The 26,779-nt window shown below is 62.4% G+C and carries 24 protein-coding genes and 1 pseudogene; 8 read left to right on the top strand and 17 right to left on the bottom strand.

Annotated elements, in window-relative coordinates:
- Positions 1-14 precede the first annotated feature (14 nt).
- From purF to V1277_RS34500, 6 genes are all read right to left on the bottom strand, one after another.
- Positions 15-1,520 (bottom strand): amidophosphoribosyltransferase, encoded by a 1,506-nt coding sequence (gene purF / locus V1277_RS34525; protein WP_334420543.1) that lies wholly within the window; start codon positions 1,518-1,520, stop codon positions 15-17.
- A gap of 31 nt (positions 1,521-1,551) precedes the next feature.
- A complete protein-coding gene (locus tag V1277_RS34520; protein ID WP_057846388.1) occupies positions 1,552-2,181 on the bottom strand; it encodes a CvpA family protein in 630 nt (209 codons plus the stop codon).
- A gap of 165 nt (positions 2,182-2,346) precedes the next feature.
- Positions 2,347-3,810, bottom strand: coding sequence for a DNA repair protein RadA (gene radA / locus V1277_RS34515; RefSeq protein ID WP_334420176.1), 1,464 nt, complete (start codon positions 3,808-3,810; stop codon positions 2,347-2,349).
- Between the two features lie 95 nt (positions 3,811-3,905).
- A complete protein-coding gene (locus V1277_RS34510; protein WP_334420542.1) occupies positions 3,906-5,300 on the bottom strand; it encodes an adenylate/guanylate cyclase domain-containing protein in 1,395 nt (464 codons plus the stop codon).
- Positions 5,301-5,567: 267 nt separating this feature from the next.
- On the bottom strand, positions 5,568-6,290 hold the full coding sequence (locus V1277_RS34505; protein ID WP_334420175.1) for a sulfite exporter TauE/SafE family protein: 723 nt from the start codon (positions 6,288-6,290) through the stop codon (positions 5,568-5,570).
- A gap of 144 nt (positions 6,291-6,434) precedes the next feature.
- Positions 6,435-7,163, bottom strand: a complete 729-nt coding sequence (locus tag V1277_RS34500) for an adenylate/guanylate cyclase domain-containing protein (RefSeq protein WP_334420541.1) — start codon at positions 7,161-7,163, stop codon at positions 6,435-6,437.
- Positions 7,164-7,321: 158 nt separating this feature from the next.
- Between V1277_RS34500 and V1277_RS34495 the strand changes: the two genes are divergently transcribed.
- A complete protein-coding gene (locus V1277_RS34495) occupies positions 7,322-7,771 on the top strand; it encodes a cupin domain-containing protein (RefSeq protein WP_028346515.1) in 450 nt (149 codons plus the stop codon).
- 151 nt (positions 7,772-7,922) lie between these two features.
- Positions 7,923-10,190, top strand: a complete 2,268-nt coding sequence (locus V1277_RS34490; RefSeq protein ID WP_334420173.1) for a spermidine synthase — start codon at positions 7,923-7,925, stop codon at positions 10,188-10,190.
- Positions 10,191-10,206: 16 nt separating this feature from the next.
- Here V1277_RS34490 and V1277_RS34485 read toward each other — a convergent pair whose 3' ends face one another.
- Entirely contained in the window at positions 10,207-10,974 is a 768-nt protein-coding gene (locus V1277_RS34485; RefSeq protein ID WP_334420171.1) for an exodeoxyribonuclease III, read from the bottom strand.
- A 48-nt stretch (positions 10,975-11,022) separates the two neighbouring features.
- Here V1277_RS34485 and V1277_RS34480 point away from each other — a divergent pair, with 48 nt between their 5' ends.
- Positions 11,023-11,244 carry a cysteine rich repeat-containing protein gene (locus V1277_RS34480; RefSeq protein WP_334420170.1) on the top strand — a complete coding sequence of 74 codons (222 nt, stop codon included), beginning with the start codon at positions 11,023-11,025 and terminating at the stop codon, positions 11,242-11,244.
- 217 nt (positions 11,245-11,461) lie between these two features.
- On the opposite strand, the gene alr is transcribed toward V1277_RS34480, so the two are convergent.
- Positions 11,462-12,697 carry an alanine racemase gene (alr, locus tag V1277_RS34475; protein ID WP_334420169.1) on the bottom strand — a complete coding sequence of 412 codons (1,236 nt, stop codon included), beginning with the start codon at positions 12,695-12,697 and terminating at the stop codon, positions 11,462-11,464.
- A gap of 53 nt (positions 12,698-12,750) precedes the next feature.
- Positions 12,751-14,253 (bottom strand): replicative DNA helicase, encoded by a 1,503-nt coding sequence (locus tag V1277_RS34470; RefSeq protein WP_334420168.1) that lies wholly within the window; start codon positions 14,251-14,253, stop codon positions 12,751-12,753.
- Between the two features lie 579 nt (positions 14,254-14,832).
- Between V1277_RS34470 and V1277_RS34465 the strand changes: the two genes are divergently transcribed.
- Positions 14,833-15,039, top strand: a complete 207-nt coding sequence (locus V1277_RS34465; RefSeq protein WP_334375841.1) for a transcriptional regulator — start codon at positions 14,833-14,835, stop codon at positions 15,037-15,039.
- Positions 15,040-15,057: 18 nt separating this feature from the next.
- On the opposite strand, the gene V1277_RS34460 is transcribed toward V1277_RS34465, so the two are convergent.
- Entirely contained in the window at positions 15,058-16,308 is a 1,251-nt protein-coding gene (locus tag V1277_RS34460) for a cyclopropane-fatty-acyl-phospholipid synthase family protein (protein WP_334420167.1), read from the bottom strand.
- A gap of 255 nt (positions 16,309-16,563) precedes the next feature.
- Here V1277_RS34460 and V1277_RS34455 point away from each other — a divergent pair, with 255 nt between their 5' ends.
- From V1277_RS34455 to V1277_RS34445, 3 genes are all read left to right on the top strand, one after another.
- Positions 16,564-17,655, top strand: a complete 1,092-nt coding sequence (locus V1277_RS34455; RefSeq protein ID WP_334420166.1) for a hypothetical protein — start codon at positions 16,564-16,566, stop codon at positions 17,653-17,655.
- A 93-nt stretch (positions 17,656-17,748) separates the two neighbouring features.
- Positions 17,749-18,354, top strand: a complete 606-nt coding sequence (locus V1277_RS34450; RefSeq protein WP_334420165.1) for a TetR/AcrR family transcriptional regulator — start codon at positions 17,749-17,751, stop codon at positions 18,352-18,354.
- A complete protein-coding gene (locus tag V1277_RS34445; RefSeq protein WP_334420164.1) occupies positions 18,351-18,815 on the top strand; it encodes a PaaI family thioesterase in 465 nt (154 codons plus the stop codon). Before V1277_RS34450 ends, V1277_RS34445 begins: the two co-directional genes overlap by 4 nt.
- Before the next feature lie 46 nt (positions 18,816-18,861).
- Here the strand turns inward: V1277_RS34445 and rplI are convergent, their stop codons facing one another.
- The 4 genes from rplI to V1277_RS34425 form a co-directional block, all read right to left on the bottom strand.
- Positions 18,862-19,461, bottom strand: a complete 600-nt coding sequence (gene rplI / locus V1277_RS34440) for a 50S ribosomal protein L9 (RefSeq protein ID WP_334420163.1) — start codon at positions 19,459-19,461, stop codon at positions 18,862-18,864.
- Positions 19,462-19,515: 54 nt separating this feature from the next.
- The gene (locus tag V1277_RS34435) at positions 19,516-20,487 is read right to left on the bottom strand and encodes a hypothetical protein (RefSeq protein WP_334420162.1); all 972 of its coding nucleotides are present in this window, start codon (positions 20,485-20,487) and stop codon (positions 19,516-19,518) included.
- A 356-nt stretch (positions 20,488-20,843) separates the two neighbouring features.
- The gene (locus V1277_RS34430) at positions 20,844-22,730 is read right to left on the bottom strand and encodes a TRAP transporter permease (protein WP_334375834.1); all 1,887 of its coding nucleotides are present in this window, start codon (positions 22,728-22,730) and stop codon (positions 20,844-20,846) included.
- Positions 22,731-22,740: 10 nt separating this feature from the next.
- Positions 22,741-23,727 carry a TAXI family TRAP transporter solute-binding subunit gene (locus V1277_RS34425; RefSeq protein ID WP_334420161.1) on the bottom strand — a complete coding sequence of 329 codons (987 nt, stop codon included), beginning with the start codon at positions 23,725-23,727 and terminating at the stop codon, positions 22,741-22,743.
- Positions 23,728-24,237: 510 nt separating this feature from the next.
- On the opposite strand from V1277_RS34425, the gene V1277_RS34420 reads away from it, so the two are divergent.
- Positions 24,238-25,467 (top strand): DUF1624 domain-containing protein, encoded by a 1,230-nt coding sequence (locus V1277_RS34420; protein ID WP_334420160.1) that lies wholly within the window; start codon positions 24,238-24,240, stop codon positions 25,465-25,467.
- 80 nt (positions 25,468-25,547) lie between these two features.
- Here the strand turns inward: V1277_RS34420 and V1277_RS34415 are convergent.
- From V1277_RS34415 to rpsF, 3 genes and pseudogenes are all read right to left on the bottom strand, one after another.
- A pseudogene (locus V1277_RS34415) lies at positions 25,548-25,754 on the bottom strand (transposase); the annotation flags it as partial.
- Between the two features lie 217 nt (positions 25,755-25,971).
- On the bottom strand, positions 25,972-26,211 hold the full coding sequence (gene rpsR, locus V1277_RS34410; RefSeq protein WP_002711478.1) for a 30S ribosomal protein S18: 240 nt from the start codon (positions 26,209-26,211) through the stop codon (positions 25,972-25,974).
- Between the two features lie 5 nt (positions 26,212-26,216).
- The gene (rpsF, locus tag V1277_RS34405; RefSeq protein ID WP_028346501.1) at positions 26,217-26,687 is read right to left on the bottom strand and encodes a 30S ribosomal protein S6; all 471 of its coding nucleotides are present in this window, start codon (positions 26,685-26,687) and stop codon (positions 26,217-26,219) included.
- Between the last annotated feature and the right edge of the window lie 92 nt (positions 26,688-26,779).

The following is a 26,779-nucleotide window of genomic DNA, read 5'->3' as shown; positions in this document are numbered from 1 at the left end:
ACCGTTGAGTGTTCTCAGCTCGCTTCCGCCAAGAGCGAGAGCTGGCGCGGCTGCGGTTCGACCTGAGTCTGGTCAGTAAGGTGCGTCGGATAGGCACCCGTGAAGCAATGGTCGGAGAATTTCGGATTGGCCGGGTCGCGCCCCGGTTCGCCCATCGCGCGGTACAGGCCGTCGATCGACAGGAACGCCAGCGAATCCGCGCCGATGATGTCGCGCATCTCTTCCAGCGAATGGGTGGCCGCAAGAAGTCCGCCGCGGTCCGGCAGGTCGATGCCGTAATAGTCGGGATAGAGGATCGGCGGCGAAGCGAGCCGGAAATGGACCTCGCGCGCACCGGCGTCGCGCATCATGCGCACGATCTTCTTCGACGTGGTGCCGCGCACCAGTGAATCGTCGATCAGGATGATCCGCTTGCCTTCGATCGCGGCGCGATTGGCCGAGTGCTTCATGCGCACGCCGAGCTCGCGCACGCTCTGCGTCGGCTGGATGAAGGTGCGGCCGACATAGTGGTTGCGGATGATGCCGAGTTCGAACGGCACGCCGGAGTGCTGGCTGTAGCCGACCGCCGCCGGCACGCCGGAATCCGGCACCGGCACCACGACGTCGACCTCGACATGGCTTTCGCGGGCGAGCTGCGCGCCGAAGGCCTTTCGGACCTCATAAACCGAACGGCCGCCGACGATCGAATCCGGCCGTGAGAAGTAGATGTATTCGAAGATGCAGGGCCGCGGCGGTTTCGGCGGAAACGGCTTGTGGCTGTTGGCGCCCTTCTCATCGAACACGATGATCTCGCCGGGCTCGACGTCGCGGACATATTTGGCGCCGATCATGTCGAGCGCGCAGGTCTCCGAGGTCAGGATCGGACAGCCGTCGAGATCGCCGAGCACCAGCGGTCGGATGCCGAGCGGATCGCGCGCGCCGATCAGTTTCTTGTTGGTCAGGGACACCAGCGAGTAGGCGCCCTCGATCGCACGCAGCGCCTCGACGAAACGATCGATGAAACGGTTGCGCTTGGACTGCGCGACCAGATGCAGGATGACCTCGGTATCGGTGGTCGACTGCATCATGGCGCCGCCCTTGACCAGTTCGCGGCGCAACGTCAGCCCGTTGGTGAGGTTGCCGTTGTGGCCGACGGCGAAGCCGCCGGCATTGAGTTCGGCGAACAGCGGCTGCACGTTGCGCAGGATGGTGGCGCCGGTGGTGGAATAACGGACGTGGCCGACCGCCATGCTGCCGGGCAGGCGCTCGATCACCTCGCGGCGGGAGAAGGTATCGCCGACGAGGCCAAGGCGGCGTTCGGAATGGAAGCGGCTGCCATCGAAGGAGACGATGCCGGCGGCCTCCTGGCCGCGATGCTGGAGGGCGTGTAGTCCGAGCGCCGTGATGGCAGCGGCCTCGGGGTGGCCGAAGATGCCGAACACGCCGCACTCCTCGCGTAACGTGTCGCCTTCGAGATCGTCCTGCAACTCGATGCCACGGTTTAGATCGAGTTGCCCGGCGGGATCGGAAGGGTTTTGCATCGCGTCCATCGCCTCTCTATTTTGGCCAGAATTAGCGGCCCGCGGGTTTTTCGATCAGCTTTTTAAGGCTGTCGCGGGCAGGTTTGCTGTAGCCATCGCCGGACGCAGGGGCTGCCTGGTCGGCGTCAGTTTGATCGTCTTCCGGTTTATTCTTCTTGAATCTCTTTAAAATGGTGTTCTCGGGGTCGTCCGGCAAGAGCGACATTAACCAATCCCCGGTTCCCTGCAGCACCACCCGCGATTTTGCACCGGTGATCCAGTCCGGCCGCTGCTTGTCCGGGACCAGCCAGCTAAAGAACAGGAAGGCGACCACCACGATCAAAAGGCCGCGACCCAACCCAAACAGGAATCCAAGCGTGCGATCCAGCGCGCCGATCCGGGAATCCAGGATCATATCCGAAATCCGCACCGTGATCACGGAGACCACGATCAGTGTGCCGATGAAGGTGCCGGCCACCACCGCCACGGCTGCCACGGTATCATTGTTGAAATAGGCCTTGGCGGTCGGCAGCAGCTTCGAGAAGGCATAAAGCGTCACCAGAGCCGCCGCGCCCCAGGCCGCGATCGACAGGATCTCGCGCATGAAGCCACGCACCATGGCGAGCAGCCCCGAAATCAGCATCACTCCGAGCAGGACGAGATCGAGTATCGTTATCGGCATCGGCTGGTCAGGTCCGCTCGTAAGTCCTTTAGGCAGCGAATCGGCGGCTCAGGGTCACCCCAAGTGAGGGGCAGACGGCGTATCCCGCAAGGCCGGATATCGTGCCATCCCGCCCGCCTTTCGCGCGCGTTGTATAGCGGCGAGGGGCGGGCGCGTCACGCCGCTTTAGCTGTTTTCACGACGGAATCGCGTTGGTGTGGCATTTTTCTCTGCCGCACCCTCGCGACTGGTGTCGCGGTTGCCTCTCGGGCTGCCGCGCGCCGCGATTTCGGCCACCAGGCTGGTTAGTCCACCGATGCTGTTCAGCGCAAGCCCGCCATCGCCGCCGACCTCGCCGCGCGCCGATTCGGGCAAAACGGCGCGGCCAAAGCCCAGTTTCGCGGCCTCCTTCAATCGGGCGGCGGTCTGCGCCACCGGCCGGACCGCGCCCGAGAGCGAAATCTCGCCGAAATAGACCGCGTCTGTCGGTAACGGCGCGTTCACCAACGAGGACACCAGGGCGGCGGCCGCCGCGAGGTCGGCCGCGGGCTCCTGGATCCGCAGGCCTCCCGCCACGTTCAGATAGACGTCGTAGCCGGACAATTTGACCCCGCAATGGGCCTCCAGCACCGCCAACACCATCGACAGCCGGCTCGGATCCCAACCCACCACGGCCCGCCGGGGGGTGCCGAGCGTGGTCGGCGCGACCAATGCCTGCAATTCCACCAGCACCGGGCGGGTGCCTTCGATCCCGGCGAAAACTGCGGTTCCCGGGCTGCCCAGATCGCGTTCCGAGAGGAACAATTCCGAGGGGTTGGAGACCTCGCGAAGGCCTAGCCCCGTCATCTCGAACACGCCGATTTCATCGGTCGGGCCAAAACGATTCTTCATCGCGCGCAAAATGCGGAAATGCTGCGAGCCTTCGCCCTCGAACGACAGTACCGCGTCGACCATGTGCTCGACCACGCGAGGGCCTGCGATCTGGCCATCTTTGGTGACGTGCCCGACCAGAATGATCGCAGCACCGGTTTTCTTGGCGAAACGAATGAGCGCCTGCGCCGAGGCGCGGACCTGCGTCACCGTTCCCGGCGCCGACTCCACCGTGTCGGTCCACATGGTCTGGATCGAATCGATCACGATCAGGCGCGGCACCGCGCCCTCCGACAGGGTCGAGACGATGTCCTCGACCGAGGTTTCGGCGGCGAGCTGCACCGGCGCGTCCGCCAATCCGAGCCGCTCGGCACGCAGCCGCACCTGCGCCACTGCCTCTTCGCCCGAAATATAGACCGCGCGGTGGCCCGCACGCGCCAGCATGCTGGTGGCCTGCGTGAGCAGCGTCGATTTGCCGATGCCGGGATCGCCGCCGACCAACAGCACCGAGCCGCGGACAAAACCGCCGCCGGTGACACGATCGAGCTCAGTCATCCCGGAAGGCAGGCGGGGGGCGTCGTTGCTTTTTCCTGTCAGCGATTCCAGCGCAAACGTTCGGCCCTTGCGCCGGGAGCGGACCGAGACCGGCATCGAGGTCGCGCCGGTCGTGTCTTCCTCGGCAAGCGTGTTCCACTCGCCGCAGGAATCGCATTTGCCCTGCCAGCGGTTATACGCCGCCCCGCAGTTCTGGCAGACGAAGGAGAGCGTGGATTTGGCCATGATCGGGAAATTGCAGACTCGATGGAATGGGCAGGGCTTCTTAGCATGAAAAGAAGCCGTGGGGGCGCGATGCATTCATCGCGTGCTTCAGGGTATCAGGAAACGACGTCGGCGCACGTCCAGATGCCCACCGGTTGCTCGAGACCACGAATGATCTGCGCCGGCTGCTCGACAAGCAATGCGAAGTCGGCGCTCGAATGGCTCGATTCCGCCCGGGCCTGCCGCACCAGGTCGTCACTGACGACGATGGCGCATCCGAATTCGCGGGTGAGAGCCTCGAGGCGGCTCGCCGCATTGACGGTGGTGCCTATCACGGCGAATTCGAGCCGATTGAGGCCGATATCTCCCAGCACGACCTGACCATAGTGCAATCCGACACTGACCTGGATCGGCGGCTCGTTGCGGTCCTGCCGTTCTCTGTTCAACTCGGCAATCGAGGCGATCATACCGCGCGCGCAACGCAAGGCGTTCAGCGCGTCGGAATCGCCGGCGAACGGCGTGCCGAACGTCGCCATCAAACCATCGCCGAGGTATTTGTCGAGTGTTCCGCCGTGCTGGAACACTTGTCTTTCCATTTGTTCATGGAATTGCCGCAGCGTGTCGATGACCTCTTTCGGGTCTCGTCCATCGGCGTAGGCGGTGAATCCCACGATATCGGCGAACAACACCGCGACGTCTTGCGTGCGAACCCGCGTGAGCGGCTCGTCGTTGCCGGAGAGTTCATTGACGACATTGGGTGAAAAATAACGCGCCAAATTGGCGCGCTCGCGTTCGATCCCGGCGTGGCTGATCAGAAGCGCATTCGAACGGCGCACCGCTAGCGCCAGGATCGCGGCCACGATGATGAACACCGTCACTTCCTGGAAACGGGCGCCGAAGCCGATCGACGAAGGATCGATGATCTCGAACATGCGGATATCTGCGCCAACAGCTTCCCTGACGCGCTGCGACAGCGCGGCATGGGTTTCGGGCTGCAGATAGGCCCAACCGACGGCAATGGCCCACAGGGCAGTGGTCCATCCGCCCATCGCGACAACCGTTCGCCACGAATAGGCGAGTGTGGCGGTGGCAAGGAAAATGAAGAAATAGATGAAACTGTCGAACCGGAATTGCATTCCGATTGGCCAGTGCTCGGTGCTCCAGGGATTGGGTACGACGCTGAGGAAGGTCAGCAGCGCGAGGTCGCAAATGATCAGGAAAACCTCGAGCGGGGAACGTCCGACCTTGCCGACTTTGAGCTGGGCCCAGCCGATCAGGGCAAACAAGCCCAGCATCAGGACGTAATAGATCACGTCCCAATTCGGATTGATGATCGGCAGCGTAACGGCAGTGATGGCCAGCGCGACCCAGCGCGCCCGGACGGCGAGCAGCAGGCCTTCGCGCTTGCTCTCGACAAGGGCAGCTTCCGCAAACTTCAGGGTGTCTTGCCGGGCTTCGGTTCGTCCGGGTCGCTGGTCTCCGATATCGGCGAGATCAGCCGTTTCCGTCATCACACTCAAGACACATTCTCCCATGTCGAGAATCAGATCGCGCAAGGAGCACGCTAATCACCGACCAAATTGGCACGCCTGAAGGCCAACGGCTACATGGATGCGGAGCGCATTGCTCCGATGGGGATTGTAGCAGAAAGAAACTGGCCGGAAGCGCGTTTCTGCGCTTCGGAAATCCAGACGGCGCCGCGCAATACGTGCGCGGGCGTCGCCCTTCTGAATTTGCGATAGTTATGGGGAATGGTTCAGGCGGCGCGTGCCGAATGCTTACGAAAATGCCGTCCATAGCAGGGTGAGACCGGCGGCCAGCATGATGCCGTCCATCAACAGCCGAAAGACATCGGGCTGAAGACGCAGCACGAAGCCTTTGGCGATGAAGGCGCCAAACATGAGGGAACAGCCCGCAATCAGGCCTTTCAGAGCGATATCCGGCGTCAGGGCGCCGAAGCGTTCGAACGTGACCGACTTGCTCAGATAGAGCCCGAGCGAGCTTGCGGCCTCGGTGGCGAGGAAGGCACCTTTCGTCAGTCCGTAAAACAGAAACAGCGGCACGCTGAGCGGTCCGGTCGAAACCACGATGCCGGTGAGAAAGCCGATAACGGCGCCGCCGACCGCCAGATGCCAGAGGCGTGCCGTTAGCTGATGTCGGGCCAGCCAATGCCGAACCGGCACCATCGCGATGAGAAACAGGCCGATCGCGATGTCGACGGCACGTGAGGGCAGGGCGAGCAACGTCCGCGCGCCGAGGGCTGCGGCCGGGATGCCCGTAACCGAATAGGCGATGCAGGCGCGCCAGTCGACCTCGCGCCACCAGGCGAGAATGCGCGACAGGTTCGCCATCACCGCCGCGACCGCCATGATCGGCACCGCTTCTTTCGGCCCGTATTGATAGACCAACACCGGCATCAGCATGATCGACGAGCCCGTGCCGACAATGCCTGAGATGGTGCCGGCGAGCAGGCCGACAATGAGGACAAAAAGGAAGCCCACGCTGCAGTCTTTCGCGATTCCCTGATGCCGACATCATGGTGCCGGCAGCCTCGGGTTACGAGGCCAAAATATCACTCCGAAGGAGCCGATCGTGCCGAAGGGAAGCTGCTATGCGATGACAGCAGAGCCGCCAGCTCACTCACGCTAGGCGACGTACAGCTCAATCGGGACGTCAAATCCCTTGAGCTGGAATGCCTTTGATTGGCTGTCTTTCATGTCCGGTTGGGCGCGCTCGAAGACGGCTTTAGTCACGAGTATCTGGTCGGCTTCGGCGACCGACTGGGCCCGGGAAGCGGTGTTGACGACGGTACCGATCGCCGTCAGGTCGCGATGCGAGTGACCGAATTCGCCAAAGCTGAGTTCGCCGGAATGGATGCCGATGCCGATCCCCAGTTGGTCCGCGGTGAGGCCATGCGCTTCAACAAGAGTTTCACGCCGCTCGCGCCAGTTCGTCTGAATTTGTCGCGCCGCGAGGACGGCGTTTTTGGCATGCTCCTCCCGCTGCAGGGGAAAGTTGAAGACGGCCATGACGGCGTCGCCGATCGTCTTGTTGAGGAGCCCGTCATGCTCCCAGATCGCGTTGGCGCATTCATCGTAGAATGCATCGAGCAGTCCTGAGACGGCATCGGCTGACTGCGACTGCGACAGGCTGGTGTAGCCGCGCAGATCGGCAAACATGATGGTTGCGTCGATGGTGATCTTGCGGGCCCGCATCACCTTCGTGAACATCAGCTCGCAGATGGTGCAGGTATTGGGATTCATCCGGCTCGGACGAATGCCGAACGCGCGGAATGGCGCCGAGATCACGCCGCGAAGCGGCACCGGAACATGCATCTGCTCCCAGCACCCCTTGCAGATTCTTGCCTGTTGCAGAGCCGCCATTATTCATCCGTCCATTGCGTTCGGCTGGCCGGTCGATCCTACAGTTGGCCGCAGGTGCGGGCAAGGACGCCGCAGCGCACACCGGCCGTCTGGCGGCCCAAGACAAAGCTGCTAGGATCGCGTCAAAATAAGCAGAACGGAGGATCGCCATGGACGCTGCGACGCCGGCAAATGCGCAGACTGCAGACACGCATTCCCATCTGGTTCGACCCGACAGCATGGAATGGCAGAAGACCCGCTTTCCCGGCTGCGAGGCCAAGACGCTGCTGTTCGATCGCAAGACCGGCCTGATGACCGCGCTGATGCGGTTCGCGCCGGGTGCGGTGCTCCCCGACCACGAACACGTCAACATCGAGCAGACCTATGTGCTCGAAGGCTCGCTCGTCGACAAGGAAGGTCCGGCGCAGGGCATCGAATGCAAGGCCGGCGAATTCATCTGGCGCGAAGAGGGCAGCCGGCACGTCGCGTGGTGTCCACAAGGCGGGCTGATGCTCGCAATCTTCCAGGTGCCGAACAAGTTCTTCGAGGCCGATGGCCGCGTCATCGATGCTGCGGGCGAAGACTGGGACGCGGCGTGGGGTCACACGCGAAAGGGCTGATATCCGTTATTAACCTGAGGCGGAGATCAAGAGGGCGTTTACCATGGCGCATGTCTGCCGTTTTCGACGATAAGATGATGATAAGATTAAGCCTTGCTTAGGTGTCGCTGGCTACCGTGCAACCCAAAATTGACGGTGCCAGGGAATATCAATGTCGCTCTTCAATGCTTCGGATCGGGTATCGCCGGTCATCGATCAGCAAGCAGTGGCCGCTCGACTGACGCCATGGCTTTATGCCGCGACCCTGTTTGTCTCGGCGCTGCTTCTGTTCTCGATCCAGCCGATGTTTGCGAAGATGGTGCTTCCGAAACTCGGAGGCGCGCCGGCGGTCTGGTCCGTCGCGATGGTGTTCTTTCAGACCACATTGCTGGCTGGTTATGTCTACGCCCATCTGTTGAACCGTGTGTTGCGCCCCCGGTGGGCGGTCATGTCCCATCTCCTGTTGGTCGGTATCACCGCGATGCTGCTGCCGATCGCGATTGCGCCGGGATGGGGTGCCTCGCCACTGGATGGAACAGCGCTTTGGCTGTTCGGCCTATTCGCGGCTTCCATCGGCCTACCGTTCTTCACCCTGTCAGCCAGCGCGCCATTGCTGCAAAGCTGGTTTGCCGTGAGCGGACACAGACAGGCGAGCAATCCATATGTGCTCTATGCCGCATCCAATCTTGGTTCGTTCGCCGCGCTGTTCACCTATCCCGTCATCATCGAGCCGATCCTGACCCTGAAGACGCAGACGTCGATTTGGTCCGTCGGATTTGCCCTCCTGGCCGTTCTGTTGAGCTTCGTCGGACTGTTCGCGGTGCGCGCGGTACCTGCCGTCGCCGTGCAGACCGAGCTTCAGGATGATGTTCGCGTGAATGCCGGTGAGCGGCTGCGATGGATCGCGCTTTCGGCGCTTCCGTCGGGCCTGGTCATCGCGGTCACCGCCTATCTGGCGACGGATGTCGCCGCGGCGCCGTTCCTGTGGGTGGTTCCACTGGCGATTTACCTGCTCACTTTCGTGGCCGTTTTTCGCGAGCGACCATGGATCGCGCATGCCAGTGTGGTTCGGTTTGTCCCGTTTGCGGTCGCGCCGCTCGCGGTGAGCCTGATCGGCGGGGAAAAGGTCTTTTTGCTGACGACGATTGCGCTCAATCTCGTGGCGTTCGCGCTGTTGACGCTGATGTGCCACGGCGAGCTCTATGCGCACCGTCCGAGGCCGTCGCGGCTGACGGAGTTTTACCTTTGCACCTCGTTTGGCGGGGTGATCGGTGGCGCCTTTGCAGGGCTCATCGCACCGCAAATATTCAACGGCAATTACGAATATCCGATCCTGGTCGCCCTGGCGCTGCTGGGCAGTCCCGGCCTTTTCGCCGGAGGCATACGCAAAGCGTCGATGGCAGTGTTACCATGGCTCCTGCTCAGCGCAACGCTGGCGCTGATCTGGTACATTACCCGCTTTCAGCCGCCGGCTACACTGGAGCTGCCGTTCCAGGTGCTGCTGGCCCTGATGGCGGCCACGATGCTGTTTCAACGACAGCGGCCGATGCGTTTCTTCGGCCTTGTCGTCCTGAGTTTTACAGTGACGGCTCTGTGGCGACCCGGAATAGCGCCGATCGAAACGGCACGCAGTTTCTTTGGCGTCCATAAGGTCGCCGAGGTTGCTGACGGCAAAGCCCGCGTCCTCTATCATGGCACCACGGTTCACGGCGCGCAGCGGCTACGAAACGATGATGGCACGCCGGTCAGTGGCCCCCTGCTGCCGCAGACCTACTACTATCCGGGCGGTCCATACGCGGAAGCCATCGACGCCGCCCGTGCCGCCCATGGTGGCCGCCTGGATCGCGTCGCAGTCGTCGGGCTTGGTACCGGCACGCTTGCCTGTCATCGCAAAGCCCAGGAGCTGTGGACGTTCTTCGAGATCGACCCGGAAGTGATCCGCATCGCGCGTGATCCGCATCGCTTCGAATTCCTGTCAAGGTGCGCGCCCGAAGCGCCGGTTGTCGCCGGAGACGCGCGGCTCACCCTGGAAGGCTCACCCGATCGCTACGATATGATTGTGCTGGATGCGTTTTCGTCCGATAGCATTCCAGTGCATTTGCTTACGCGCGAGGCCTTTGCGGGTTATCTCTCGAAACTTTCGCCGCATGGTGTGATCCTCGCGCACATCTCCAACCGGTACCTCGACCTCGCGCCCGTTGTCGCAAATGTCGCTCAGTCGCATTCGCTGGCAGCGTTCCTGCGGGAGGACGACAGCGCCGGCGATCTCATGACGACACTCAAGGCCAATGCCCGCCTCGTGGTGCTGGCGCGCGAGCCGGGCGACGCCGGAAGCGTCGCGCGCAATTGGATGGCGCTACGTCCGGACTCGAGCACATCGTGGACCGACGACTACTCCAACATTCTGGGTGTCATGCTGCGCAAGAAATTCGGTGGGTAGGAGACCTGCGGCCGCGTTAGCGCAACACGATCCACGCCGGCGCATGATCGCTGGCGCCTTCTTCCCCACGGATCTTTCGATCGACGCCGGCCTTGATCAGGCGCGGCGCAATGGTGGGGCTGAGCAACAGATGATCGAGCCGCAGCCCGGCATCGCGTGGCCAGCGGTTGCGCTTGTAGTCCCAGAACGTGAACATCGGTTTAGACGGATAAAGCGTCCGGATCGCGTCGGTCCAGCCTTGATCCACCAGCGCCTTGAACGCGGCGCGGCTCTTCGGCTGGATCAGCGCGTCCTTGTCCCAGGACTTTGTCGGGTAGATATCGAACTCGGTCGGCGCGACATTGTAATCGCCGGCCAGCACCACGGGGATGTCCTGCTTTAGCAGCTTGCCGGCGTGGGACCGCAGTCGTTTGAACCAGTCGAGCTTGTAATCGAATTTGGGTCCCGGCTGCGGATTGCCGTTCGGGAGATAGATGCTGGTGACGAGGATGCCGTTAATTGCGGCTTCGATATAGCGGGCCTCGACATCCCCATCGCCGGGGAGCGCGGTCCGGGTCAATACCGGCTCGGCATTCCACGCCAGGATGGCGACGCCATTCCAAGTTTTTTGTCCGCGCCACACCGCGCCGTAGCCGGCTTTCTCGATTGCCAGAATCGGGAACTCGGCGTCGGTCGATTTCAATTCCTGCAAGGCAACGACGTCGGGCTTCGCCGCGCGCAGCCAGCGCAGCAGGTTCGGCAGGCGGCGGTTGACATTATTAATGTTGAAGGTCGCGATCTTCATGTAGAGCTGGCTGGCATCACTGTGCTTCGCCCGACACTTGGAGAATCCATGTCGAAACTACGCTTCGCCTTTCTCGTGCTCGCCATCGGATACTCCGGATCCGCAGTCGCTCAAGCCACCGACCAGCGCGGCGCCTGCAAGGCCGACTATGACAAATATTGCGCCGGCACGCTGCCCGGCGGCGGCCGTGTCGTCGCATGTCTGAACAAGCAGCATCACCAACTCAGCGACGCCTGCAAGCAAGTGTTGGCTAGCCGGAAGAAACAGTAGGACCGGGCAACGCTCCAGCGTCGGATTTCGCCGTTATGCTTTGATGGTCGCGTCCTCGGCAACTTGCGGCCTCCAAGTCTGACTTCGGCAAATCGTTCGGCGGCCCGGTACTGTCCGCCGAACGGCGTTTTGTGAATTGTCGGATCAGCGACGCCTGAAAAAGGCCGCGGATGGCATCGACAGGAAACGCCGCGAAGGAGCACTCGGAACGAAGACTTTAAGTGGGTGAGGCGGCCACCTCCGCTGGAGGCGGAGCAGAGGGCTCTGCAGTGGCATTGCCGCCCTTGTAAACCCGCGCGTAGCGCTTGCCGAGGCTGGTGAGCACTTCGTAGCCGATGGTGCCGAAATGATGGGCGAGTTCGTCGGCTGTGATGCCTTCGCCCATCAGCGTCGCCCAATGGCCGCGCCGCACCGCATTCTTGTCGAGATCGGTGACGTCGACCGCCGTCAGGTCCATCGAAATCCGTCCTGCGATCGGGCACCGCTTGCCGGCGACTATCACCTCGGCGCCTCGGGTGCCGTCATTGGCGCTGGCCGCGCGGAAATAGCCGTCGGCATAGCCCGCGGAAACGACCGCTATTCTGGTTGGACGCCGCGCCGTCCAGGTGCCGCCATAGCCGACGGTATCGCCGCGCTCGACGTTGCGGATCTGCACGATGCGCGCCTTCAGCTCGACGACCGGCTGCATCGGGTTGTCGGCTTCGGGCGTCGGGTTGATGCCATAGAGGGCGCAGCCCGGCCGCACCAGATCGAACTGGAACTGGGCGCCCAGGAAGATGCCGGACGAGTTTGCCAGCGAGGCCGGGACGCCGGAGAACAGGCTCGCGATCTCGCGGAAGGCCGCGAGTTGTCTGGCGTTGGCGGGATTGTTGAGCATTTCCGCGGAGGCGAGATGGCTCATCACGAGCGTGATGCCGTGATCTCCGGCATTGATGCGCGGGATGATGCCCTGCGCCTCGGTGACGGTGAGGCCGAGCCGGTTCATGCCAGTGTCGATGTGAATGGCGGCGCCGCCGGACCAGCCGGAACGGCGACAGAACACGTCCCATTCGGCGAGTTCGTTGAGGTCGCCGATGACGGGCTTGCAATCAAACTTGGCGTAGGCGTCGCCGGTGTTCTGGAAGAAGCCGCCGAGCACGTAGATCGCGGCGGCAGGCGCCGCGGCGCGAACCACGCGGGCCTCGTCGAGGGTGGCGACGAAGAACGTCTTGCAGCCGGCGCTCGCGAGGGCACGCGAGACCTGTTCGGCGCCGCAGCCATAGCCGTCTGCCTTGACGACGGCCGCGCATTCGGCCGGCACGGCCGTCTTCTCGAGCTTGCGCCAGTTGGCGATAATGGCGTCGAGATCGACCGTCAGCACGCCGGTTGCGGTCGCGAGCGCGGCAGCCTTGTTCGCCTCGGGCGAGAGCAGGGTGCCTTGCGGGATGGACTTGGGATCAGGGGCCACGTTCATGCCACAGTTCTACGCGGCGGAACGCCGCGGTTCAACTGCGCTGAAAGCCAGAATTACGGCACGCGGTAGGGCAAGTTGTCCTCTTCCGTGAAATCACTGAATCGAGTGTATTGCCCTTCAAATTGTAGTGGCACCGTACCCGTTGGTCCGTGGCGCTGCTTGGCGATGATGACCTCGGCCTTGCCGTGCGCGAGCTCCATGTCGAGTTTCCACTTCTCGTGCTCGGGCGTGCCGAGCTTGGGTTCCTTGTTCTGCAGATAATATTCTTCGCGGTACACGAACAGCACGACGTCTGCGTCCTGCTCGATCGAACCGGACTCACGCAGGTCCGACAATTGCGGATGCTTATCGTCGCGATTCTCGACTTGACGTGAAAGTTGTGAAAGCGCGATCACGGGAACATTGAGCTCTTTCGCGAGCGCCTTCAGGCTGGTGGTGATTTCTGTGACTTCCTGGACGCGGTTGTCGTTGCCGCGCTTGCCCGAGCCTTGAAGCAGCTGGATGTAGTCGACCACAATGACGTCGAGGCCCTTCTGGCGCTTTAGCCGCCGGGCGCGCGCCGTCAATTGCGAAATTGAAAGGCCACCGGTCTCGTCAACATATAGCGGTAAGTGCTCCAGCTCGACCGTGTAGTCGCGAATCTTGTCGAACTCTTCCTGGTTGATGCCGCCGCGGCGGATCATGCTTGAGGCGATGCGGGTTTGCTCTGCGAGAATTCGGGTGGCGAGCTGTTCTGCCGACATTTCGCAAGAGTAGAAGCCGACAACGCCGCCATTGACGGCCGTCGTGGTGCCGTCGGCCTTGGTTTCCGGTTGGTATGCTTTAGCAATATTGTAAGCAATATTGGTTGCAAGCGAGGTCTTGCCCATGCCGGGACGACCGGCCAGGATGATCAAATCGGATCGCTGCAGGCCGCCCATCTTCGAGTCCAGATCACGTAGGCCAGTCGAGATACCGGACAGCTTACCGTCGCGTTGGTACGCATTGGCAGCCATGTCGAGAGCGATTTTCATCGCCTGCGCAAAGCGCTGGAAGCCGCCGTCATAGCGGCCGGATTCGGCGAGTTCATAGAGCTGGCGCTCGGCGTCCTCGATCTGCGCGCGCGGTGCAAAATCCACCGGCGCATCGAAGGCGACGTTGACCATGTCCTCGCCGATCCGGATCAGGTCGCGGCGCAGCGACATGTCGTAGACCGTGCGGCCATAGTCCTGCGCATTGATGATCGTGGTGGCCTCGGCCGCGAGACGCGCGAGGTACTGACCAACCGTCATGCCGCCGATATCGGTATCGGCCGGCAGGAAGGTCTTCAACGTCACGGGCGTTGCGACCTTGCCCATCCGGATCAGGCTGCCGGCGGTCTCGAAAATGGTCTGGTGGATCGGCTCGAAGAAGTGCTTCGGTTCCAGGAAGTCGGAAACCCGGTAGAACGCGTCATTGTTGACTAGAATTGCGCCCAGCAAACTCTGTTCCGCCTCGATATTGTGCGGCGCGCTCCGGTAGGCCGGAGTTCCCGGGTCCGGGGCGAGCTTGAGGACATTCGAATCAGTCAGAGCCATAGTTTGTAATGTTCTTTAGGTTTTTGGTTTTTGTCAGATCGCTTGCGGAAGTGGGGGCAGCGATAAAGCGCCACGTGCAGGCGATCCGAAAGTCCGACTAGGCCTTATGCCCGATTCACACAATGCCATGTGTGAATCCTGAGCTGGCCCCTTGACGGATTTGGACCAAAAAGCAGCCCGCCGTCCGGCGGTACCGGAGTGGCTTTTGTGAAAATGCCAGGCAAGAACTTAGGGGAATCTGAACCTTGCCGCGACTTGCGCCGACATATCCGAAGGCAGGAGGCGTTTTTGCGCCCTGATCTTAAGCGTTGATCAAACCAGCATCAGATAGACGAACGCGAACAGGGCGGCAGCTACGCCGATTGCGATCAAGGCGTAGTCGATCCTGATGTCGGAATCGAACGGGGCTGGGTAGGTCTGCCGGCTCATGGGTGGAGATGTACGACGGGCCGCCGAGGGGCTCTGTGAAGTAGATCACATCGGATGTGATTTTCTTCGCTCAGGATGGATTGGTTACGAAATCGGGAACGGGCCGGCGATTTTCGAGTTGCCAGTTGCACCGACCAAAAGGAACAGGCGATGGGTCAGCAACTCCAGGGATGGCGATCGGCAAGCGCCCAGCGTTTGTGGCTGTCGATGCTGATCGACGCCATGGAAGAGATTTCGCGCCCGGAACGGCGTGATGAACCCTGTGATGCCCAGTTGCTTGCCGCGCTGCGAGCCCAACTCGCCCGCCCGGCATCGGCCCGCACGCCTTACGCCTCGGCCTATAGCCTGAGAAACTGACTCCACCGCCTTTGCGGCCTATTCGCCGGCCAACTGCAGCCGCGGCTGTTTTCCGATTTCCATCCCGCGCAGCCTTGCTTCTTCCCGGGTGATGTAATCGCGCGTCATCGGCACAATTCCCTGGCGCCTGGTGAGCTGGATCTGGAAATTCATCAGGTTCTGCTTCCGGAACGACATTTCCGACGCCGCCAGATAAAATTCCCACATCCGGGCAAAACGCTCGTCATAGAGGCGCACCGCCTCTTCGCGCCGCGCCATGAAGCGCTCCCGCCAGGCCTTCAGCGTTTCCGCATAATGCAGCCGCAGGATTTCGATGTCGCAAACCAGAAGGCCGGCTTTCTCGATCGCGGGGATGACCTCTGACAGGGCGGGGATATAGCCGCCCGGGAAGATGTATTTCGTGATCCATGGGCTCGTCACATCAGGCCCCGTGGAGCGGCCGATCGAGTGCAGCACCATGATGCCGTCGTCGCTGAGGAGTTCGGCGCAGCGCCGGAAGTAGGTTTCATAGAAGTCGATGCCGACATGCTCGAACATGCCGACGGACACGATCCGATCGAACGGGCCGGCAATATCGCGGTAGTCGCTCAGCAGGAATCTTGCCGAACCCGTCAGGTTCTTCTCGGTGGCGCGGGCATTCGAGGCCTGCAATTGTTCCGACGACAGCGTGATTCCGGTGACATTGGCGTCCGTCATTTCGGCCAGGTAGAGGCCAAGGCCACCCCAGCCTGAGCCGATGTCGAGCACGCGGTCGCCGGGCCCAACGAGAAGCTTGGCAGCAAGGTGACGCTTTTTGGCGAGCTGGGCGTCGTCGAGCGTCATATCCAGCGCTTCGAAATACGCGCAGCTATATTGCCGGTCGGCGTCGAGGAAGAGGGAATAGAGCCGACCGTCCAGATCATAGTGGTGGGCGACATTGTTTTTCGCCCGGCCCCGCCAATTGAATTGTCTCGCGTGCCTGCTGAAATAGCGCAGCCACCATTGCAGCTTGGCCCAGCGTGGCAGCATTTCGGGCTGGCCGAGCAGGATTTCCAGCGCGTCGGCGATCGAGCCGTCCTCGACCACGAACGAGCCGTCCATATAGGCTTCGCCAAGCGCCAGTTCGGGGTTGAGGAGAATCCGGAGTTGCGTCCGCTTACTCAGGAACCGCGCCGACACCGGGCGGCCGGTTCCGTCCCCGCAGATAAATCTCGCCCCACTGGCGGTCGTGAAATTCATCGTGCCGCGGCGAATGAACTGACCCAGGAAATAACGCAACAAACGATCCATCGAAGCACCAATGGAACGACCAGCCCGTTACACCAATGCACCGCGGAACAGAGAGTTCCATGTGCACCAGGAACATCGTAAGTATGATGATGCCGCAGTGCTACTGCGTTGGCGTGAAAGTGGATATTCTCAAATGTCACAGTCACGCAGATGCGTAGTAAGCCCGCTTCCATTCGCGTCATAATCGGCTAAAAGGTGACCCCTCCGTCAGCGACGTTGTGCGTCGCAGGCAGATTCCACGTGGAGAAGTAGGGAATGTTGAGCCGAGCGCTCAGTTTAGCGACGGTGACGCTCCTGATCGGCTGCCTCACAGCAGACGTGGTGTGGGCGGTAGAAAATCTCGACGCCGGCAAGAGCCCTTCCCAGATATTTTCGAGCACCTGCAGCGCCTGCCACAGGAGCCCGCGTGGCCTGTTGAAGAACACGCCGGCTTCATCGTTGCCGGGCTTTCTGCGTCAGCATTATACCACCGGCTCCTCCATGGCCTCGGTGCTTTCTTCCTACTTGATATCCAATGGGGCTGCAGATCCCCGGTATCAAGCTAAGGATCAGTCCAAACAGAAGGACGCCAAGCAGGATGGAAGGTCGGATCAGCCCGACCGATTCGGTCGCCGGCAGCCGTCCGCCGCACCGGCCCAGGAGGCTTCCCGGCCGGATGCCGATGGCGCACCGTCGCAAGGCGAGGGCGCGCGCCCGGGCCGCGACGCGAAGCGGCTCGCACGGCCGCACACGGCGCCCGAGGCTGCTAAGCCCGCAGATGATGGGCCGGCCGCTACCGACAGCAAATCGGGTGTCAGGCAGAAGCAGGGCAGGCGTGGCAGGCCCGCCGCCGAAGAACCGCCGAAAGCCGACCAGGCCCGCGGCGACGCCGCAAAGGAAGATGCGTCTCGGGATGCAGCCAAATCCGAAGCTGCGAAGCCCGGAACTGCCGAGCCTGATCTTGCCAAGCCTGATCCTACCAAGCCTGATCCCACCAAAACCGATTCTGGCGGGCCCGATCCTGCCAAGCCTGATACCGACAGGACCGACTCCGCCAAGGGTGAGGCTGACAAGCCGGCCACGGAGGCCGCGAAGCCGGCCGGCGAGTCGGAAAAGCCGGCCAGCGAGGGCGGGTCCGAAAGCGCCAAGGTCAATGCGCCCAAGGAGAGCGCCGACAGCGAGCCGACCGCGCCCCGGCCCGACCCGGTGACGCCTGCGCCGCCAGCTCCCGCCGCGACTGCCCCTGAGCCGGCCGCGAGCCCCCAGGCGGAGGCACCCGCCACGTCTCCGCCGGTGACAGCTACTGCGGCGCCCGCAACGCCGCCGGCCGGGCCCGTCGGCCCTCCCGCGCCACCCATCTCGCGATAGGATGCAGATTTCCAAATGCCTGCCGGCGACGCGCTTGACCGTTTCTAGAGTAACACTCTAGAGTGACGATCTAATGGACCGAAGGGCGCGCAGGTGGCTACGGCACGGGACGATCTGCTGGCGGCGGGGTTGGCGGTGTTCGATCGCGACGGTTTCGAGGGCGCCACGGTGGCCGCCATCAGAACTCGCGCGCGAGCGTCCAACGGCAGCTTCTTCCATTTCTTCGGATCGAAGAAGGAACTGGCCGGCGCGCTGTTCCTGGAAATCCTCGCCCGCTATCACGCTGCCGTCGTAGCGGCGGTCGATGAATCCTGCGGCGCCCGGGAAGGCGTGGCGCGGCTGATCCGCGCGCATCTGGACTGGGTCGTCAATTCCCGGCGCGAGGCGCGCTATCTCTTCGAGATTTCCCGCAGTGAATGGACCGAGGCGATCCGCGGCGCGCAGCGCGCGCAGAATTCGCGCCTTGCGGAAGCCGTCGAACGATGGCGCGCGCCGCTGGTTGAGCGCGGCGAATTGCTGCCTATGACTTCGTCGGTTTTCTTCAGCCAGATCATCGGACCGGCGCAGATTTTTTGCCGCGCATGGCTGTCGGGCCGCGACCGCGCCGATCCGCGAGAACAGGCCGAAATCATGATCGCCTGTGCCATCCGCGCGGTGGTCGCGCCCGATATGATCCACAAGCCCGGAGAAACAGTATGAGTGCGAACAACGATGCCGACTTCGCGCCGATCGCGACCCGCATCCGCGACAATGTCGGCCGCCAGGGCTTCATGACCCATATCGGTGCAGAACTATCCGAGCTGACGCGCGGCGCGTGTACGCTTGCGGTCGACCGCCGGCCGGAACTGTTGCAGCAACATGGCTTGTTTCACGGCGGCGTCACGGCCTTTCTCGTCGACAACGCCACCACGATCGCGGCCGCGACATCGCGCGGGCAACCGGCGCTGACGGCGGAATACAAATTGAATCTGCTGTCGCCGGCGATCGGTGAGCGATTGATCTGCCGGGCGCGCGTGATCAAGCCCGGACGTCAGGTCGCCGTGGTTGCGGCCGACGTGTTTTGCGTAACCGATGGCGTCGAGAAGCATACCGCAACCGCGCTGGCCTCAATCGCAATGCTCGACGAGAAGGCGGCCGCTAGAATCCCAAGCCCGGCCTGATTGAGGCCGGGCTTGAAGGTCGTCAAAGCGTTTGGAACGAAGCGCCTTACTTTTCGGTCGCAGCCGGCGCCGGCGCGGCTTCCTCGTGCTGGGCTTCCGGATCGAAGAATTCGCCGGCGGCGGCGAGCGCCTCGGCGGCGGCGTCCTGGTCTTCCTGACGGGTCGAGATGTCCTCGCCGCGGTTGATGCGCTCGGCTTCATCGGCGCTGCGCGCGACGGTGACGCTGACGCTGACTTCGACTTCCGGGTGCACGGCGATGTTGATCTCGTGCTTGCCGATGGTCTTGATCGGCGCGTCCAGCATGACCTGGCTGCGGCTGATGATGACGCCATCGGCTTCGAACGAGGCAATGATATCGCGCACGCTTACCGATCCGAACAACTGCCCGGATTCTGACGCCTGGCGCAGCACGACCACGTTACGGCCGTTGATCTTCTCGGCGACCTTGGTTGCTTCACCCTTGGCCTTGAGGTTGTTGGCCTCGAGCTCGGCCTTCATGCCGTCGAACTTGGCGCGGTTGTCGGCGGTGGCGCGCAGTGCCTTGCCGCGCTTGAGCAGAAAGTTGCGGGCATACCCGTCCCTGACGCGGACGACTTCGCCCATCTGACCAAGCTTGGCAACGCGTTCCAGCAAGATGACTTCCATTTTCGTTCTCCTTATTTCGTGTTCGGTCTCGAGTTTAGGTGAATGGTTGGATTTTCAGGCTGCGGGCAAAGGCGGCGGCTTTCCGCGCAGATAACGTTGGCGCAATCCGAAAATTGCGTCCGTAAGGCCGAGGGCGATCATCAGAACGACCGTCCATGGCAACAACACCAGGATCCCGTAGGTGCAACTCAGCAAAAACGCGCGGCTCTTCAACGCCAGTGTCAGCGTGTGAACGGCGGCAAGGCCGACGAGCGCGTAAGCCATGAAGAGCGCGGCTGTCATGATCTGCGCCGCTATCGAAAACGCTCCGCCAGCGAAACAAAATGCCAAGGTCCCGCAGAGTGCTACGAGTGTCATCGGCGGCAACGCTGTGCTCTTCAAGTCTGGCCAGGGGCGGCGCAGCCGGCCCGACATCGCTGAAATCTTCGCGGCAAGCCAGAGGTTGAGCGTAAGAGTCGTCACGACGAGCATTGCCGACAAGCCGCGAAAGATCGTTACGAGCGCGTCAGCCAACCTCTCGATGTCGCCAGACGATAGCCCTTCACGGTCAGAAAGAACCTTCGTCAGCCCGCTTCGCAGGGCCGCAGCGATGGCGTCGGCATCCTTGCCGAAGACCAGCCACGACGCGAGGGAAGACAGGATGGCAAAGCCGGCGATCCAAAGCAGGATCCGTCCAGTCGGATACCACTCGAGATTCTCTGCCGTAGGATTCGTGCTGTTGTCGGTTTCGACAGTAGCCGTTGACCGTCCCAGCAACGCGAGATGGCCAAGCCACCAGGCCGGCAGCGCCACCGAAACCGCAAAAGCGAGGCAGAAGCGCAGACCGAAAATTGCACCGAAGGCGGAAGCCGCCGCGATGCCGCCAATGGTTGCGCTGAGTGGTCCCCAACTGAGCGCCGTCACCATCAGCGGTAGCGGCGCCAACAGAGACAGCACCAACGAGATTGGCGCGCCCGAGACGATCGAGACGAACATCAGCGCCGACGCGCAGCCGGCCGCAAGACCAATGAGGATAATCGCGATCATAAGCTGTCCCGCTCCTTTCGAGCGGTTAGATAGAGGTCAGCAAAAATGCCGCCTTTACCAACTAGTTAGAGATCCGAGGGCTTATCGGTACCAAGGTACCGAGCGCAGTTAGGCCCTCAAACGTTCACGGCCCCGCCGGGGGGCCGTGATGACTGGCGGCCTTTTAGATCAGGAGCCTCACCCGATCAAGGGTGTTTGGCCGAAGCCTGCCAGCACAAGTTCCCGGCGTTTCCTGCCATAGGGGCGTGATGTGACGCCCCGCCTGGCTTAGGCGTATATCCGCAAAACACCGAAAGCCACGGTGCCAACGAGGAGGGCGGCAGCGATAAGCGTCAACGCGGCGAACTGTGTGCGGGTCATGTGCTGGTTTCCGGCGCTATCGTTGGTCGTATCGTCCATACCTTCTGCACCAACAGGCCGATGGCAAGCAGGCCCAAGCCGATGACGTCGGTGATGGCATTGGGGTCAATCAGCAGCATTGCGGCCACAAAGAACAGCGCCCGCTCGAACCACGTAGCAACACGCAGGAAGTAGCCTTCAAGACTGGCTGCGAGCGCAATCACTCCGATCGTGCCGGTCAGCACCGCGCGAAGGATGTCGGGCCATGGGCCCTCGAACAGCAGCGCAGGGTTGTAGATAAAGAAGAACGGCACGATGAAGCCGGCGGCGGCAAACTTCATCGCCTGCACGCCCGAAGCCCAGAGGCCGGCCCCGCCGATTGACGCCGCAGCATACACCGCCAGCGCCACGGGCGGCGTCACTGCCGACAGGCAGGAGAAGTAGAACGCGAACATATGCGCCGCCATCGGCTCCACACCGAGCTTCATGATCGCGGGCACGAGCAGCGCCGCCTGCATGATGTAGGCGGGAGTGGTCGGCATGCCCATGCCGAGAATGACGCCGGCGACCATCGTGATGAGCAGTGCGGGCAGCAATGAGCCATAGGTGAAGTCGATGAGAAAGGCCGTGAACCGCAGCGCCAGCCCGGTTTGCAGCACGATTCCGATCACGATACCGGCGGACGCACAGGCCATCGCCACCGGCACGGTTTGCACCGCCCCGTCGCGCAAGCCCTCAAGGCACGCGCGCCAACCCAACGCCGTGGAAGGACGAAGCCACGAGATGGCGACCAGCGCGAAAGTGGCGATGATCGCGCCATAGGTCGGCGTGAAGCCGAATAGAAGCAGCGCCAGAAGCACGATGACCGGCAGGAACAGGTGCCCCTGGCGCAGCATGATGTGGCCCAGGACGGGCAGTTCTTCGCGCGGCAAGCCCTTGAGCCCCGAGCGCACGGCGTTGAAGTGGATCGCAGCGAACAGCGCCCCATAGTAGAAGAGCGCGGGTATCGCCGCCGCGATCATCACCTGCGTGTAGCTGACGCCCTGAAACTCGGCCATCACGAACGCCGCCGCGCCCATGATCGGCGGCATGATCTGCCCGCCGGTGGAGGCAACCGCCTCGATGGCCGCTGCCGCCTCCGGCTTGAAGCCGGTCTTCTTCATCATCGGAATCGTCAGCCAGCCGTCGACCATGACGTTGGCGACCGCGGAGCCGGAGATCGTGCCGAACAGGCTGGAGGAGACGACCGAAACCTTGCCGGGACCGCCGCGCGCGCCGCCGGCGATCGCGTTTGCGAAGTTCATGAAGAACTGACCTGCCCCGGATTTCTCGAGGAACGTGCCGAAGATGATGAAAAGAATGACGTAGGTCGCGGCCACCGTCATCGGCACTCCGAAAATGCCCTCCGTGGTGAAATAGGTCTGATCAATGGTGAGCTCGAGGCTGAGACCTCTGTGGTAAAGCCAGCCATACAGCCATGGGCCCGCGAACCCGTAGAGCAGGAAGACGATTGCCACGATCGGCAGCGACGCGCCGATTGTGCGTCGCGTCGCCTCCAGAACCAGCAGGGTGGCGGTAATTCCAACCGCCATGTCCATTCGGGTCAGGGAATCGGCGGTGGGAAAACGGTTTACGATGTAGTCGTAGTTCGCGAACATGTAGCCAATGCAGGCGAGCGAAAGACCTGCCAGCGCGAGATCTTCCCACGGCACGCGACCGAGTGTCGCGTTCTTGCTGCGAGGCCACAACAGGAACGACAGCACCAGGCTGAAGGCGAGCGTTATGTAGAGCAGGGCCTGCTGATCGGGAGCGTATACCGTCAGCCGCGCGTAGACGTGGTACACGGACATTGCGACCGCAACCACTCCGACGACCAGGCCCGCGTAGCCGGAGAGTTTGCGCACGGCACGCCCTCTACTGTTTGAGCAATCCAGCTTCGCGGTAGTACTTCTCCGCGCCGGGGTGATACGGCATGCCCAGGCTCTCAGCCATGTCGGACGCCTTCACGCCTTTCATGTCGCTGGTGACGTTACCGAACTCCTCGCGCCCTTCGACAATGGCCTTGGTGATCTTGTAGATCACGTCGGGAGACGTCTTGGAGGACGCAATGAGCACGGTGGGCGACTGGAAGGTTTGAACGGCCTCGGTCACGCCCTGGTCCTTGTAGATGCCGGCCTTGATGGTGTAGCGCACAAAGCCCGCATTGAGCTTGCGCAGTGCGGCGAACTCCTCGTCGGTGACCGGAAGCACCCGCAGCGGCATTGCTGAGCCAAGGTCCAGGACGAAAGATGCCGGCACCACGGTGAACCATCCGGCCGCCATCGCCTGCCGGTTCTTCACGGCCTCGGCATTGGACGACACCGGACCGTAGCTCTTCGCGCCCAAGTCATTCAGCGTCATGCCGTTCACCTTGAGCAGGTACTCCCAGCCGGCCGCCAGGCTGGTGTTGCCGCGTGCCGGCAGCGCCACTGGCTGCCCCTTCAGATCCTTGACGCTCTTGATGTCGCTGTTCGCGGGCACCACCAACTGCCAGACGTTGGGATAGAAGTTGGCTACGAAAAGGCCCTTGTCGGTCGCCTTGCCGGCGAACTGACCTTCGCCCTTCTGCGCATCGGCCATGACGGTCGTCATCGACCAGCCGATATCTGCCTTGTCGTTGCGGATCTTCTCCATGTTGACGAGGGCGGCACCCGGCTCAACCTGCACGTTCAGCTCGGGATATCGCTTGTTCACGACCTGCGACGCTGCTGCCGCCATCGGCGTCCAACTGCCGCCCGTCGGGCCGGCACTGAAGATGACATCGGTTTTCTGGGCATGGGCTGCGCCTGCTGCAGCGGCGGTCAGTGCTGAAATAACGGCCAGACGTACAATTCGCCGTAGACCACGGATGTGGACGGACATCGTTTGCACTCCCTTTGGCGGTTGCGCTCGTTGGCGCCGCTTATTGGGGCTCGTGTCCGCACGTAATCGGCGGCAACTTCGATACCCGTAGCATGCGGGAATTTGGCATCCGTCCTGCTATCGGGCAGCGTACGTGCCCGCCGCAGCGATTGTCAACGAGGTGTGCTCCCTTCATGTGCAGGGAGCGGCGGTTAGGTAGTAAGGTGCGGGCGAGGATTTATCAGGGGGAGGGCGCACCGGTTACGTACTAGTACCGCTGCACAGGGACTATGACAGGTTGAACCGGGGATCAAAGTAGCTCTGGCAGGTGTTTCGGATCAACGAGCAGTTCGATGCTGCGGGGGCTGCGCGGTTGCCTTTTGATGAATCCCTCGCGCTCGAGCGTTAACACCATCGGCGTTCACTACCTGAAGATCCCGGTGAAGCTGGCGAGCTGAGGCGCCGGCGCGGCAGCCGGACTGAAACTCCCGCAGCACCTTTGCCGTACTTGTGCGCTGGGAGGATCAAATCATGAATGCGAGCCTCGAAGCCGGGCAACGGGGAGGCCTGTCCTGGACCGGCCAGGCGAGGAACGGAATCGCCGGGCAGACGGCGGCGCGCACGCGCATCGATTCCATCGACCTCGTGCGCGGCCTCGTGATGGTATTGATGGCGCTCGACCATGTGCGCGATTTCTTCGCCCCGGGTGGATTCAACCCGCGCGACGTGACCGATCCCGCGCTGTTCATGACGCGCTGGATCACGCATTTCTGTGCACCCGCCTTCGTCTTTCTCGCAGGTGTGTCGGCATTCCTCTACGGTGAGCGCGGCCGCAGCACGCGGCAGCTCAGCCGCTTCCTGCTCACGCGCGGGATTTGGCTCGTACTGATCGAGCTCACGCTCGTCCGCCTTGCATGGACCTTCAGCTTCGATCTCGGCTACTTCTTCAGCCAGGTCATCTTCGCTATCGGCGCGTCGATGATTGCGCTCTCAGTGCTGGTCTTTCTGCCGCGCAGTGCGGTCGCGGCCATCGCGCTCGTCTTGATCGCCTGGCACAATCTACTCGATCCCATCGAGGCAGAGGCCTTCGGCCCGGCCGCGCCGATCTGGAATTTCCTGCATGAGCCGGCCTTGCTGCAGTTCGGCGTCACCGTGAAGTGGTTCGCGGTCTACCCGTTGATCCCATGGATCGGCGTGATGGCGGCGGGCTACGCGCTCGGTCCGGTCTTCACGCTCGATCGTGCGAAGCGGACGCGCTGGCTCGTTGGATGGGGCACCGTCGCGGTGGTCGGTTTCGTCCTGCTGCGGGCGAGCAACGTCTACGGCGACCCCGCGCCCTGGAGCGTTCAAGCCGGTGCAATTGCGACGTTGCTGTCCTTCATTAACTGCGAAAAATATCCGCCATCGCTGCTGTATCTGGCCATGACGATCGGGCCGGCATTGCTGCTGCTTGCTGCGGTTGAGAACGCGCGCGGCCGGTTCGCGGCGTGGGTCACCACCTTCGGCCGCGTTCCATTCTTCTATTATGTGGTTCATGTTTTTGTCATCCACGCGCTCGCGGTGATCTTCGCGTGGGCGAGCGGTGCGGAGACCGGCTGGCTGTTTGGTCCATTCCCTGCCGACAAGCCGAACGGATACGGCGTCGGCCTCCTGGGCGTCTTTTCCGTCTGGCTTGCGGTTGTGGTGGCGCTCTATCCGCTTTGCAACTGGTTTGCCGGCATCAAAAAACGTCGCAGCGACTGGTGGCTATCCTACCTCTAGTATCGCTGCACGGTGATTATGACTCATTGGCCGAGGGCGTTTGTGGGCCGCCTGCCAAGGGGTAGGCGCGGCCCATTTTGGCGCGAGCTTTCGCGGTTGTGAACATCGGCGAGTTCGCGCATGCAGGCAGCGAAGTCCACTGCGGCACGGCTGTCGGTGACTTTGACCCTGCGCCAGGGCCGATGGACGTCGAGGAAGATGAACAGGTTGGCCGTGCCATTGCGCTTATACTCGCAGTCGTAGCGCTCGATCTGTCCCGGCTCGGCCGGGATCGGCTGGCGGACTTCATCCCTGTGCAGCGGTACTAGAACTAAAGGCGTACCGGAAAGCCGTACACGATGCGAACAGGCGGCATCGGACGCATTGAAATGGGAGAAAAAAACTTGCGGGTTCGACAGCCGGCCAGAGGTTGTTTCGACCAACCATCGGCGACCAGAGCCTTATGAAGAATAACGACCGGTGAAGAATAACGACCGGCGGCGCGGACGCCGCCGGTCGAAGATATTAGCGAATGACGTAGGGCAGCAGGCCGAGGAAACGCGAGCGCTTGATGGCGCGCGCGAGTTCACGCTGCTTCTTGGCGGAGACCGCGGTGATGCGGCTCGGCACGATCTTGCCGCGCTCGGAGACGTAACGCATCAACAGCTTGGAATCCTTATAGTCGATCTTCGGCGCATTCGGACCCGTGAACGGGCAGGTCTTGCGGCGACGGAAAAACGGACGGCGTGCACCAGCTTCAGCCATAATTCTTACTCCTCTACCGCTGCAGCTTCGTCTTCACGCGGACGGCGCGGGCCACGGTCGCCGCGGAAGCCGCCGCCTTCACGATCGCCACGGAAGCCGCCTTCGCGGTCGCCGCGGAAACCGCCGCCGCGATCGTCGCGCTCGCGGTCACGATCGGCCTTGCGCATCATCGCCGAGGGACCTTCCTCGTGCTCTTCGACGCGGACGGTGAGATAGCGGATGACGTCTTCAGAGATCCGCTCCTGCCGCTCGATCTCGGTGACCGCAGCAGACGGCGCATCGATGTTCATCAGCACGAAATGTGCTTTGCGATTCTTGTTCATGCGATAGGTGAGGGAGCGTACGCCCCAGTTCTCGGTCTTGGTGACCTTGCCGCCGAGCCCTTCGACGATGCCCGTCATCTGGGTGGTCAGCTCTTCGACCTGCTGGGTGCTCGCATCCTGACGCGCGAGAAAAACATGCTCGTAAAGAGGCATGGGTGTCCTTTCCTAGTGTTGGCGCGGTCCCCGGCGGCAAGCCCTTCGAGGCCTTCGGAAAGGACTCGGGGATAAGCTCAGAAGGCGGAAGC

It is taken from the genome of Bradyrhizobium sp. AZCC 1588 (genome assembly GCF_036924735.1).
Lineage (GTDB): Bacteria > Pseudomonadota > Alphaproteobacteria > Rhizobiales > Xanthobacteraceae > Bradyrhizobium.
This window is presented reverse-complemented; position numbering and strand designations above follow the sequence as displayed.

Excerpts from the sequence above, each read along its gene's own strand:
- purF (WP_334420543.1), bottom strand. The coding sequence starts at position 1,520 with ATGCAAAACCCTTCCGATCCCGCCGGGCAACTCGATCTAAACCGTGGC.
- V1277_RS34520 (WP_057846388.1), bottom strand. The coding sequence starts at position 2,181 with ATGCCGATAACGATACTCGATCTCGTCCTGCTCGGAGTGATGCTGATT.
- radA (WP_334420176.1), bottom strand. The coding sequence starts at position 3,810 with ATGGCCAAATCCACGCTCTCCTTCGTCTGCCAGAACTGCGGGGCGGCG.
- V1277_RS34510 (WP_334420542.1), bottom strand. The coding sequence starts at position 5,300 with ATGACGGAAACGGCTGATCTCGCCGATATCGGAGACCAGCGACCCGGA.
- V1277_RS34495 (WP_028346515.1), top strand. The coding sequence starts at position 7,322 with ATGGACGCTGCGACGCCGGCAAATGCGCAGACTGCAGACACGCATTCC.
- V1277_RS34490 (WP_334420173.1), top strand. The coding sequence starts at position 7,923 with ATGTCGCTCTTCAATGCTTCGGATCGGGTATCGCCGGTCATCGATCAG.
- V1277_RS34485 (WP_334420171.1), bottom strand. The coding sequence starts at position 10,974 with ATGAAGATCGCGACCTTCAACATTAATAATGTCAACCGCCGCCTGCCG.
- V1277_RS34480 (WP_334420170.1), top strand. The coding sequence starts at position 11,023 with ATGTCGAAACTACGCTTCGCCTTTCTCGTGCTCGCCATCGGATACTCC.
- alr (WP_334420169.1), bottom strand. The coding sequence starts at position 12,697 with ATGAACGTGGCCCCTGATCCCAAGTCCATCCCGCAAGGCACCCTGCTC.
- V1277_RS34470 (WP_334420168.1), bottom strand. The coding sequence starts at position 14,253 with ATGGCTCTGACTGATTCGAATGTCCTCAAGCTCGCCCCGGACCCGGGA.
- V1277_RS34465 (WP_334375841.1), top strand. The coding sequence starts at position 14,833 with ATGGGTCAGCAACTCCAGGGATGGCGATCGGCAAGCGCCCAGCGTTTG.
- V1277_RS34460 (WP_334420167.1), bottom strand. The coding sequence starts at position 16,308 with ATGGATCGTTTGTTGCGTTATTTCCTGGGTCAGTTCATTCGCCGCGGC.
- V1277_RS34455 (WP_334420166.1), top strand. The coding sequence starts at position 16,564 with ATGTTGAGCCGAGCGCTCAGTTTAGCGACGGTGACGCTCCTGATCGGC.
- V1277_RS34445 (WP_334420164.1), top strand. The coding sequence starts at position 18,351 with ATGAGTGCGAACAACGATGCCGACTTCGCGCCGATCGCGACCCGCATC.
- rplI (WP_334420163.1), bottom strand. The coding sequence starts at position 19,461 with ATGGAAGTCATCTTGCTGGAACGCGTTGCCAAGCTTGGTCAGATGGGC.
- V1277_RS34435 (WP_334420162.1), bottom strand. The coding sequence starts at position 20,487 with ATGATCGCGATTATCCTCATTGGTCTTGCGGCCGGCTGCGCGTCGGCG.
- V1277_RS34425 (WP_334420161.1), bottom strand. The coding sequence starts at position 23,727 with ATGTCCGTCCACATCCGTGGTCTACGGCGAATTGTACGTCTGGCCGTT.
- V1277_RS34420 (WP_334420160.1), top strand. The coding sequence starts at position 24,238 with ATGAATGCGAGCCTCGAAGCCGGGCAACGGGGAGGCCTGTCCTGGACC.
- rpsR (WP_002711478.1), bottom strand. The coding sequence starts at position 26,211 with ATGGCTGAAGCTGGTGCACGCCGTCCGTTTTTCCGTCGCCGCAAGACC.
- rpsF (WP_028346501.1), bottom strand. The coding sequence starts at position 26,687 with ATGCCTCTTTACGAGCATGTTTTTCTCGCGCGTCAGGATGCGAGCACC.